This window comes from Pedobacter sp. HMWF019 (assembly GCF_003061025.1).
In the GTDB taxonomy this organism is placed as follows: Bacteria; Bacteroidota; Bacteroidia; order Sphingobacteriales; family Sphingobacteriaceae; genus Pedobacter.
Map to the genome: position 1 here is coordinate 1,306 of NZ_QAIL01000335.1, position 8,864 is coordinate 10,169.

Genomic DNA, 8,864 nt, shown 5'->3' on the forward strand with positions numbered 1-8,864 from the left:
ATGATTAAAAATGCAAACGTTAAACTATAGGCAAGTGAGGTATAATCACTAAACTGAATCAGCCATGAATTTTGCAGAGAAGGGAAAAACTGAGTTAAAGTTGCAGGAATAAACATTAAAGCCTGGGCAAAGATGATCGGCATTACACCGGCAGCATTTACTTTCAAGGGGATATATTGTCTTACACCACCGAATTGTCTGTTACCAACAATACGTTTTGCGTATTGTACAGGCACTTTACGTACACCCTGTACAATCATAATGGTAAACATCACCACACCAAAAAGTGCTGCAATTTCTAATACCAGAGCAATTAAACCACCGCCTTCACCAACGATCCTTGAACTGATCTCCTGTTGCAAAGCAATAGGCAAACGTGCAATGATACCCACCATGATGATCAGGGATATACCATTACCGATACCTTTATCAGTGATCTTCTCTCCAAGCCACATTACGAATAATGTACCTGCAGAAAGCACAAAAGTTGCCAGCACAAAGAATAATGTGTGGTTGATGATGATGGCTTCAGTAGGCACCTGGGTCTTTACATAACCTACGGCCTGAACGGCAGTAATGGCTACGGTCAGATACCTGGTGATCTGATTTAATTTGTTCCTGCCGCTTTCTCCCTCTTTTTGCATTTTCTGGAAAGAAGGTACAGCAATACCGAGTAACTGAACTACAATGGACGCAGAAATATAAGGCATAACACCCAAGGCTAAGATCGAGACCCGAGAGAAAGATCCGCCGGCAAACATATCCAATAGACCTAAAAGACCTGATTTTTCATTATTGCCTAAGGCAGTTGCATCCACACCTGGTAAAACCACGTGTGAAACAAATCTATAAACCAAAAGAATGATGAGCGTAAATACAATACGCTCTTTCAATTCTTGAATTTTCCAAATATTACTTAAAGTAGTAAACAGCTTCTTCATTAATTACAATTTTTCGATTGAGCCTCCAGCAGCCTCAATAGCTTTTTGTGCAGTTGCAGAAAAAGCATGTGCTTTAACCTCTAATTTAGATTTAACTTCGCCACGACCAAGAACTTTCACTAAGTCATTTTTAGATGCTAAACCGTGCTCTTGCAAGGTAGTAAAATCTATGCTAGTTAAGTTAAATTTTTCAGCTAAACCTTGTAAAACATCTAAATTGACGCCTACATACTCAACACGGTTGATTGGTTTGAAACCTACTTTAGGTACACGACGTTGCAAAGGCATCTGACCACCTTCAAATCCAACTTTCGTTGAGTGACCTGAACGGGATCCAGCACCTTTGTGACCACGAGTGGAAGTACCACCACGACCTGAACCGGTACCACGACCAATTCTCTTACTATTTTTAGTAGAACCTGCTGCAGGTTTTAAATTACTTAAGTTCATTATTAACTTATTGTGTTGCCCTTCGCTTTCACTAATCAGGGTCAACGATTAAACATATATAAAGGTTGCAAATGTAAATATATACATTTTCTGCAACCTTCATAATTATAAACTCTCTATAGCTACCAGATGATTAACTTTTCTAACCATACCTATAATGGCAGCAGTTGCTTCAACCTCTACGCTTTGGTTTAATTTAGTTAAACCTAACGCTTGCATCGTTCTCTTTTGGCGCTCGCTTCTGTCGATGATGCTTTTTACCTGGGTTATTTTGATCTTCGCCATAATATTATCCGTTAAAAACTTTATTTAAATCTACACCACGGTGCTGAGCTACAGTATAAGCATCACGCATTTTAGTTAATGCATCAACAGTTGCTTTAACCACGTTGTGCGGGTTAGAAGATCCTTTTGATTTCGCCAATACGTTGTGCACTCCTGCACTCTCTAATACAGCACGCATCGCACCACCAGCAATAACACCGGTACCTACTGCAGCTGGTTTGATTAATACAAAACCACCTGAGAACTTACCGATCTGCTCGTGAGGAACAGTACCGTTCAACAAAGGAACTTTCACCAAATTCTTTTTAGCATCATCGATGCCTTTAGCAATGGCTTCAGTTACCTCTTTCGCTTTACCTAAACCGTAACCTACGATTCCGTTTTCATCTCCAACAACTACGATAGCTGAGAAGCTGAAAGTACGTCCACCTTTGGTTACTTTGGCAACGCGTTGTATGCTAACTAAACGATCTTTTAATTCGATCTCGCTAGTCTTAACTCTTTTTATATTGATAGTTGACATTCTTATCCTATTTTCAGATTAAAATACTAAACCAGCTTCACGGGCACCTTCTGCCAATGATTTAACACGTCCGTGGTATAAGTAGCCATTTCTATCGAATACAACTTCTTTGATACCTGCTGCAATTGCTTTTTCAGCAACCAATTTACCTACAGCAACAGATTGCTCTGATTTGTTACCGTTACCAGCGAAATCTTTAGATAAAGATGATGCCGAAACCAATGTATTACCGGTTACGTCGTTAATGATTTGAGCATAAATTCCTTTATTGCTTCTATAAACCGATAAACGTGGACGGTTTTCGGAACCTGTTAATCTTTTTCTGATTCCTTTTTTTATACGATCTCTACGAGATAATTTTTTCCCTGCCATGATGATTATTTTTTAGAAGCCGATTTACCTGCTTTTCTTCTTAACACTTCGCCTACAAACTTGATACCTTTACCTTTATATGGCTCTGGTGCACGTAACGAACGGATTTTCGCTGCTACCTGACCGATCAGTTGTTTGTCAATACTTTCTAAAATGATTTTAGGTGTCTGACCTTTTTCTGAAGTTGTTGTTACTTTAATCTCTTCTGGTAACTGGAACACATAGTGGTGAGAATAACCTAAAACAAGATCCAGGGTATTACCTGTGTTTGTAGCGCGGTAACCCACACCAACCAACTCTTGTTGTAATTTATAACCTTCTGTTACACCAATAACCATATTGTTTAACAATGAACGGTATAAACCGTGCAATGCTTTGTGTCTTTTCTGCTCAGTTGGACGTTGTACAGTAAGTACGCCTTCTTCCTGACTAACAGTGATATCTGAATCAACTGTTTGCTTTAATTCACCTTTTGGACCTTTAACAGTTACCACGTTATCTTTAGATACGGTAATTGTTACACCAGCAGGGATACTAATCGGGGCTTTTCCTATTCTTGACATTTTGTTATCCTCCTTTAATTAATAAACGTGACACAAAACTTCGCCACCAATGTTTAGTTTAGCTGCTTCTTTATCTGTCATTACTCCTTTAGAAGTAGATAGGATAGCGATACCTAAACCGTTCAATACTCTTGGCATATTCTCCACACCAGCATACTGTCTAAGACCTGGTTTACTGATACGGGTTAACGTACGGATTGCAGGAATTTTAGTGATGGCATTGTATTTAAGGGCGATTTTAATCACACCTTGAGTATTGGTATCTTCAAACTTGTAGTTTGCGATGTAACCTTTGTCAAAAAGTACTTTCGTAATTTCCTTTTTAAGATTTGATGCAGGAATTTCTACAATTCTGTGATTTGCCTTGATGGCATTTCTTACTCTTGTAAGATAATCTGCTATTGGATCTGTATTCATTTTATGTAATTGTGATAGTGGTTTCCTTTCCGACCCATTCGGAACGACCTGCCATCGGTTAATTCTTATTTTAAACGTAATAAAACGTTAGAGCTGCAGTATAAACCTGCAACTCTAACGTAAATACGGTTTTACCAGCTGGCTTTTCTTACTCCAGGAATTTTTCCTGCTAAAGCCATATCGCGGAACAGTACCCTTGATATACCAAATGTACGCATATAACCACGAGGACGGCCAGTAATTTTGCAACGATTGTGCAAACGAACTGCTGATGAGTTTTTAGGCAACTTATCAAGTCCTTCGTAATCGCCTGCAGCTTTTAATTCTGCACGTTTATCCGCGTACTTAGCTACCAATCTTTGGCGCTTAACTTCGCGAGCTTTTACTCCTTCTTTTGCCATTATTGATTTGTATTTTGATTTTTAAACGGTAATCCAAATTGTTTTAAAAGTTCCAATGCCTCAACATCATTAGTAGCAGTAGTCACAAAAGTGATGTCCATGCCTAAAATCTTACTGATTTTGTCGATGTTGATCTCAGGGAAGATGATTTGTTCAGTAACACCTAAAGTATAGTTACCTTTTCCATCAAAACCTTTATCATTGATACCTTTGAAATCACGGATACGTGGCAAAGCTACGGAAATTAATCGATCTAAAAATTCAAACATGTTGTTATCACGTAAAGTTACACGTACACCAACCGGCATACCTTTACGCAATTTAAAGTTTGAGATATCTTTTTTCGATTTTGCACCTACAGCTTGCTGTCCAGCAATCGTACTCATCTCAACGATAGAACTATCAATGATCTTTTTGTCAGTTACAGAGAAACGTCCAACACCCTGGTTGATCGAAATCTTCACTAACTTAGGAACCTGCATAACGCTTTTGTAAGCAAACTTATCTTTAAGCGCAGTTACAATTTCCTCTTTGTATTTACTTTTTAATCTTGGTACGTAAGTCATTATTTGATCTCCTCTCCTGATTTTTTAGAAACCCTTACTAATTTTCCATCAGCGTTTAGCTTTCTGCCAACGCGGGTAGTAGCACCAGTTTTTGGATCTACTAACTGTACGTTAGAAATATGAAGAGCAGCTTCTTTCTTAATGATACCACCATTTGGAGTAGCAGCATTTGGTTTTGTATGTTTTGACACAAGGTTAACACCTTCAACAGTTACTCTGTTCTTAGCTACAAGTACTTCAAGTACTTTACCTTGTTGGCCTTTTGAATCGCCAGCTATAACCTTTACTAAATCTCCTTTACGGATTTTAATTTTTGGTTGTGTAGTTACTTTTTCTTTCATTTTATAATACCTCCGGTGCTAATGATACAATTTTCATGAATTGTTTTTCACGCAGTTCTCTTGCTACCGGGCCAAAGATACGAGTACCACGTGGCTCATCTTGTGCATTTAATAATACTGCTGCATTGTCGTCAAAACGAATATAAGAACCATCCTTACGTCTGATCTCTTTTTTAGTTCTTACTACAACTGCTTTAGAAACGGTTCCTTTCTTAATGTTACCAGAAGGCAATGCACTTTTCACGGTAACAACGATTTTGTCACCAATAGAAGCATATCTTTTTCCAGTTCCACCAAGCACACGGATAACCAATACTTCTTTTGCGCCGCTATTGTCGGCTACGTTTAATCTTGATTCCTGTTGTACCATGTTATTTAGCCCTTTCTAAAATTTGTACCAATCTCCAGTTCTTGTTTTTACTCAGCGGACGAGTCTCCATGATCAGTACTGTATCACCAATACCGCAATCGTTTTTCTCGTCATGAGCCATAAATTTGGTAGTTTTCTTAACAAACTTACCATAGATCGGGTGTTTCACTTTACGCTCTACCGCTACAACAATAGATTTATCCATCTTGTTGCTTACCACCAACCCGGTTCTTGTTTTTCTTAATTGTCTTTCCATTTCGACTCTAAAGTTATTTAGTTTCAGTAGCAGACTGAGCTTTACGCTTAGTCACTTCAGTATTTAATCGGGCAACATCTCTTCTTACCTTTCTAATGCGGGAAGGATTTTCAATAGCCGAAATTGTGTGCGCAAATTTTAACTTAACTAAGTTTTCTTTCTCTTCCGCGATCCTGGCTACTAGTTCTTCTTGTGAAAGCCCTGTGATTTCTGAGTTTTTCATTTTATTAATTTTTATGTTGTGGGTCTAGCGGTTATAATAACAAGTTACTTACAACATTCAACCCATAACCAATTATGCCTCTACGTAATCTCTACGTACTACAAATTTTGTTTGTATTGGTAATTTCTGAGCGGCTAAACGCATTGCTTCTTTAGCAACTTCTAAAGGCACGCCTTCAGCTTCAAAAATAATCCTTCCTGGTCTGACAACGGCTACCCAATATTCAGGTGCACCCTTACCTTTACCCATACGTACTTCAGCTGGCTTCTTAGTTACCGGTTTGTCCGGGAAAATTCTAATCCACACCTGGCCTTCACGTTTCATGAAACGAGTTACCGCAATACGGGCTGCCTCTATCTGACGACTGGTAATCCAGGTCGACTCTAAAGATTTGATCCCGAAAGACCCGAATGATAATTCAGCACCACGAGTTGCTAAACCTTTCATTCTGCCTTTTTGCATCTTTCTGAACTTCGTTCTTTTTGGCTGTAACATTGTATTTTAATATTATCGTAAAACGATCTGTTAACTAATTATTTGCGGGGTCCTCTGTTCTGAGTATTTCCGCCTCTGTTGTCTCTACCCTGACCACCTTGACCTGGACCTCTTCCGCCACGACCTTTGTCGTTTCTTCTGTCGCCACCGCCACGGTTGTCTCTGTCTCTGCCACCAAAGTTACCTTCAGGTCTGCCACCTTTACCAGGCGCATTGCTTGTAGAACCGATGTTAGGAGAAAGATCACGTTTACCGTAAACCTCGCCTTTGCAGATCCAAACTTTAACACCTATTTTACCATAAGTAGTCAAAGCTTCAGCCAGTGCATAGTCGATGTCTGCGCGGAAAGTATGCAAAGGAATTCTTCCTTCTTTATACTGCTCGCTACGTGCCATCTCTGCACCACCTAAACGACCTGATGTCATGATTTTGATACCTTCAGCTCCCATACGCATAGTAGATGCGATAGTAGATTTCATTGCTCTACGGAAAGAGATCCTTGCCTCTAACTGTTTTGCTACGCCTTCAGCTACCAACTGAGCATCTAACTCAGGACGTTTGATCTCAAAAATGTTGATTTGAATTTCCTTTTTAGTCAATTTTTTCAACTCTTCTTTGATCTTGTCAACTTCCTGACCTGCTTTACCGATCACGATACCCGGACGGGCAGTGTGAATGGTTACAGTGATACGTTTCAAAGTACGCTCAATAACTACTTTTGCTACACCGCCTTTTGCAATACGGGCAGAAAGGTATTTTCTTATTTTTTCGTCCTCAACTAATTTATCAGCATAGTTGTTGCCTCCGAACCAGTTAGAATCCCAACCTTTGATGATTCCTAACCTGTTACCTATTGGATGTGCTTTTTGTCCCATTTCTGTTAATTAGTTTTGAGTTTCAACGTTTTTACTATCTACTATCAAAGTTACGTGGTTTGAACGCTTACGTATTCTGTAACCACGTCCTTGAGGTGCCGGTCTCAATCTTTTCAACTGGCGGCCACCACCAACCATAATCGTTTTCACGTATAGCTGGCTTTCTTCAGGGCGAGAACCTTCATTTTTATTTTCCCAGTTTTTGATGGCAGATAATAACAGTTTCTCAACTCTTACTGCTGCATCTTTATTGGTGAATTTTAAAATATGTAATGCTTTCTCTACACGCTCACCTCTGATAAGATCTACAACCAAACGCATTTTACGTGGTGAGGTTGGACAATTGTTTAATTTCGCTACTGCTTCCATCTCTTAATTATTTTTTCTTTTCAGAGTGACCCCTAAATGTTCTGGTTGGAGCAAACTCTCCCAGTTTATGACCAACCATGTTTTCTGTTACGTATACCGGTATAAATTTATTACCGTTGTGTACTGCAAATGTATGACCCACAAAATCTGGTGAGATCATTGATCTGCGAGACCAAGTTTTAATTACAGACTTCTTGCCTGAATCATTCATAGAGACTACTTTCTTCTCTACGTTATGGTCAATATAAGGTCCTTTTTTAATCGAACGAGCCATTATTTCTTCCTTTTCTCTATGATGAAACGATTTGAGTATTTTTTAAGTGTACGGGTTTTAAATCCTTTAGAGTAAACACCGTTTCTTGACCGAGGCTGACCTCCGGATGAGCGACCCTCACCACCACCCATTGGGTGATCCACAGGGTTCATCGCAACCGGACGAGTTCTAGGGCGACGACCTAACCAACGGCTACGTCCCGCTTTACCCAATACTTCATTTGCATGATCTGAGTTGGAAACAGCTCCGATTGTAGCTAAGCAAGTAACTAAGATCGATCTTACTTCACCTGAAGGCATTTTCAATGTAGCATATTTACCATCACGAGCTGCCAATTGTGCATAAGCACCAGCGCTACGTGCTAACTGTGCACCACGACCTGGATTAATCTCCACGTTGTGTACAATAGATCCCAAAGGAATTCTTGATAATGTTAAAGTATTACCTACCTCTGGAGTAGCTGTTTCTCCCGAAACTACTGTTTGTCCTACTTGCAACCCTTCAGGTGCAATAATATAACGCTTCTCACCATCTGCATAATGTAATAATGCGATGCGTGCAGTACGGTTTGGATCGTATTCAACAGTAGCTACTGTTGCAGGAATATCAAATTTCTCACGTTTAAAGTCAATTAAACGGTAAGATTTTTTGTGACCACCACCCATGTAGCGCATAGTCATCTTTCCTGTATTGTTACGTCCTCCCGACTTTTTAGAAGATACAACCAATGATTTTTCGGGCTTGGTTGCTGTAATCTCCGTAAAACTGGCGCCAACTCTAAAGCGGGTACCCGGAGTAACTGGTTTAAATTTTCTTAAGCCCATAGTTATAAATTATTCAATTCTTATTATAAATTCGCGTAATAATCAATTGTCTCTCCTGCTTTCAGGGTTACGATAGCTTTCTTATATTTTGGGCTACGGCCTGAAACTAAACCACCTTTAGTATTTCTGGACTTCAGTTTACCAACTACAACCATTGTGTTAATGGCTAAGATGTTCACTCCGTACATTTTTTCTATAGCTGCTTTAATCTGCAATTTATTTGCTTTGTTGTCTACTTTAAAAGTAAAGCGGTTAGACTTTTCTGTTAATGCAGAAGCTTTTTCTGTTAATACTGGTTTCTTTAAAAGTTCCATATTAC

General features: G+C 39.2%; 19 protein-coding genes. All 19 read right to left on the reverse strand.

Going from position 1 to position 8,864, the window contains the following annotated elements; all coding sequences use genetic code 11:
* Nucleotides 1-941: preprotein translocase subunit SecY (gene secY, locus DBR11_RS18775; RefSeq protein ID WP_233260823.1), on the reverse strand; the 941-nt coding region annotated here is incomplete at its 3' end.
* Nucleotides 942-944: 3 nt separating this feature from the next.
* Nucleotides 945-1,391: a 50S ribosomal protein L15 gene (rplO, locus tag DBR11_RS18780; protein WP_108554184.1), complete on the reverse strand. Its 447-nt coding sequence runs from the start codon at nt 1,389-1,391 to the stop codon at nt 945-947.
* Nucleotides 1,392-1,496: 105 nt separating this feature from the next.
* Nucleotides 1,497-1,676, reverse strand: a complete 180-nt coding sequence (rpmD, locus tag DBR11_RS18785; RefSeq protein WP_108554171.1) for a 50S ribosomal protein L30 — start codon at nt 1,674-1,676, stop codon at nt 1,497-1,499.
* A gap of 4 nt (nt 1,677-1,680) precedes the next feature.
* Complete coding sequence (gene rpsE / locus DBR11_RS18790) at nt 1,681-2,199, reverse strand: 30S ribosomal protein S5 (protein ID WP_108554172.1); 519 nt, start codon at nt 2,197-2,199, stop codon at nt 1,681-1,683.
* Nucleotides 2,200-2,217: 18 nt separating this feature from the next.
* On the reverse strand, nt 2,218-2,571 hold the full coding sequence (gene rplR, locus DBR11_RS18795; protein WP_108554173.1) for a 50S ribosomal protein L18: 354 nt from the start codon (nt 2,569-2,571) through the stop codon (nt 2,218-2,220).
* Nucleotides 2,572-2,576: 5 nt separating this feature from the next.
* Entirely contained in the window at nt 2,577-3,134 is a 558-nt protein-coding gene (gene rplF, locus DBR11_RS18800) for a 50S ribosomal protein L6 (protein WP_108554174.1), read from the reverse strand.
* An 18-nt stretch (nt 3,135-3,152) separates the two neighbouring features.
* Nucleotides 3,153-3,551, reverse strand: coding sequence for a 30S ribosomal protein S8 (gene rpsH, locus DBR11_RS18805; RefSeq protein ID WP_108554175.1), 399 nt, complete (start codon nt 3,549-3,551; stop codon nt 3,153-3,155).
* A 131-nt stretch (nt 3,552-3,682) separates the two neighbouring features.
* Nucleotides 3,683-3,952: a 30S ribosomal protein S14 gene (gene rpsN, locus DBR11_RS18810; RefSeq protein ID WP_108554176.1), complete on the reverse strand. Its 270-nt coding sequence runs from the start codon at nt 3,950-3,952 to the stop codon at nt 3,683-3,685.
* The gene (gene rplE / locus DBR11_RS18815; RefSeq protein ID WP_108554177.1) at nt 3,952-4,518 is read right to left on the reverse strand and encodes a 50S ribosomal protein L5; all 567 of its coding nucleotides are present in this window, start codon (nt 4,516-4,518) and stop codon (nt 3,952-3,954) included. The genes rpsN and rplE overlap by 1 nt, the downstream gene beginning before the upstream one ends.
* A complete protein-coding gene (gene rplX, locus DBR11_RS18820; RefSeq protein WP_108554178.1) occupies nt 4,518-4,859 on the reverse strand; it encodes a 50S ribosomal protein L24 in 342 nt (113 codons plus the stop codon). The genes rplE and rplX overlap by 1 nt, the downstream gene beginning before the upstream one ends.
* 1 nt (nt 4,860) lies before the next feature.
* Nucleotides 4,861-5,229, reverse strand: a complete 369-nt coding sequence (gene rplN / locus DBR11_RS18825; RefSeq protein WP_008244575.1) for a 50S ribosomal protein L14 — start codon at nt 5,227-5,229, stop codon at nt 4,861-4,863.
* Nucleotide 5,230: 1 nt separating this feature from the next.
* The gene (gene rpsQ / locus DBR11_RS18830; RefSeq protein WP_084237687.1) at nt 5,231-5,485 is read right to left on the reverse strand and encodes a 30S ribosomal protein S17; all 255 of its coding nucleotides are present in this window, start codon (nt 5,483-5,485) and stop codon (nt 5,231-5,233) included.
* Between the two features lie 13 nt (nt 5,486-5,498).
* On the reverse strand, nt 5,499-5,708 hold the full coding sequence (gene rpmC / locus DBR11_RS18835) for a 50S ribosomal protein L29 (protein ID WP_108554179.1): 210 nt from the start codon (nt 5,706-5,708) through the stop codon (nt 5,499-5,501).
* A 72-nt stretch (nt 5,709-5,780) separates the two neighbouring features.
* Nucleotides 5,781-6,203, reverse strand: a complete 423-nt coding sequence (gene rplP, locus DBR11_RS18840) for a 50S ribosomal protein L16 (protein ID WP_048907441.1) — start codon at nt 6,201-6,203, stop codon at nt 5,781-5,783.
* Between the two features lie 38 nt (nt 6,204-6,241).
* Nucleotides 6,242-7,078 (reverse strand): 30S ribosomal protein S3, encoded by an 837-nt coding sequence (rpsC, locus tag DBR11_RS18845; protein WP_108554180.1) that lies wholly within the window; start codon nt 7,076-7,078, stop codon nt 6,242-6,244.
* Nucleotides 7,079-7,087: 9 nt separating this feature from the next.
* The gene (gene rplV, locus DBR11_RS18850) at nt 7,088-7,447 is read right to left on the reverse strand and encodes a 50S ribosomal protein L22 (protein WP_108554181.1); all 360 of its coding nucleotides are present in this window, start codon (nt 7,445-7,447) and stop codon (nt 7,088-7,090) included.
* Between the two features lie 7 nt (nt 7,448-7,454).
* On the reverse strand, nt 7,455-7,721 hold the full coding sequence (gene rpsS / locus DBR11_RS18855; RefSeq protein WP_008244581.1) for a 30S ribosomal protein S19: 267 nt from the start codon (nt 7,719-7,721) through the stop codon (nt 7,455-7,457).
* Complete coding sequence (gene rplB, locus DBR11_RS18860; RefSeq protein ID WP_108554182.1) at nt 7,721-8,545, reverse strand: 50S ribosomal protein L2; 825 nt, start codon at nt 8,543-8,545, stop codon at nt 7,721-7,723. The genes rpsS and rplB overlap by 1 nt, the downstream gene beginning before the upstream one ends.
* A gap of 23 nt (nt 8,546-8,568) precedes the next feature.
* On the reverse strand, nt 8,569-8,859 hold the full coding sequence (rplW, locus tag DBR11_RS18865) for a 50S ribosomal protein L23 (RefSeq protein WP_108554183.1): 291 nt from the start codon (nt 8,857-8,859) through the stop codon (nt 8,569-8,571).
* Nucleotides 8,860-8,864: the final 5 nt, after the last annotated feature.

Bases quoted from the DNA above. Each gene is read 5' to 3' on its own strand.
- rplO (WP_108554184.1), bottom strand. From the start codon at position 1,391: ATGAACTTAAGTAATTTAAAACCTGCAGCAGGTTCTACTAAAAATAGT.
- rpmD (WP_108554171.1), bottom strand. From the start codon at position 1,676: ATGGCGAAGATCAAAATAACCCAGGTAAAAAGCATCATCGACAGAAGC.
- rpsE (WP_108554172.1), bottom strand. From the start codon at position 2,199: ATGTCAACTATCAATATAAAAAGAGTTAAGACTAGCGAGATCGAATTA.
- rplR (WP_108554173.1), bottom strand. From the start codon at position 2,571: ATGGCAGGGAAAAAATTATCTCGTAGAGATCGTATAAAAAAAGGAATC.
- rplF (WP_108554174.1), bottom strand. From the start codon at position 3,134: ATGTCAAGAATAGGAAAAGCCCCGATTAGTATCCCTGCTGGTGTAACA.
- rpsH (WP_108554175.1), bottom strand. From the start codon at position 3,551: ATGAATACAGATCCAATAGCAGATTATCTTACAAGAGTAAGAAATGCC.
- rpsN (WP_108554176.1), bottom strand. From the start codon at position 3,952: ATGGCAAAAGAAGGAGTAAAAGCTCGCGAAGTTAAGCGCCAAAGATTG.
- rplE (WP_108554177.1), bottom strand. From the start codon at position 4,518: ATGACTTACGTACCAAGATTAAAAAGTAAATACAAAGAGGAAATTGTA.
- rplX (WP_108554178.1), bottom strand. From the start codon at position 4,859: ATGAAAGAAAAAGTAACTACACAACCAAAAATTAAAATCCGTAAAGGA.
- rplN (WP_008244575.1), bottom strand. From the start codon at position 5,229: ATGGTACAACAGGAATCAAGATTAAACGTAGCCGACAATAGCGGCGCA.
- rpsQ (WP_084237687.1), bottom strand. From the start codon at position 5,485: ATGGAAAGACAATTAAGAAAAACAAGAACCGGGTTGGTGGTAAGCAAC.
- rpmC (WP_108554179.1), bottom strand. From the start codon at position 5,708: ATGAAAAACTCAGAAATCACAGGGCTTTCACAAGAAGAACTAGTAGCC.
- rplP (WP_048907441.1), bottom strand. From the start codon at position 6,203: ATGTTACAGCCAAAAAGAACGAAGTTCAGAAAGATGCAAAAAGGCAGA.
- rpsC (WP_108554180.1), bottom strand. From the start codon at position 7,078: ATGGGACAAAAAGCACATCCAATAGGTAACAGGTTAGGAATCATCAAA.
- rplV (WP_108554181.1), bottom strand. From the start codon at position 7,447: ATGGAAGCAGTAGCGAAATTAAACAATTGTCCAACCTCACCACGTAAA.
- rpsS (WP_008244581.1), bottom strand. From the start codon at position 7,721: ATGGCTCGTTCGATTAAAAAAGGACCTTATATTGACCATAACGTAGAG.
- rplB (WP_108554182.1), bottom strand. From the start codon at position 8,545: ATGGGCTTAAGAAAATTTAAACCAGTTACTCCGGGTACCCGCTTTAGA.
- rplW (WP_108554183.1), bottom strand. From the start codon at position 8,859: ATGGAACTTTTAAAGAAACCAGTATTAACAGAAAAAGCTTCTGCATTA.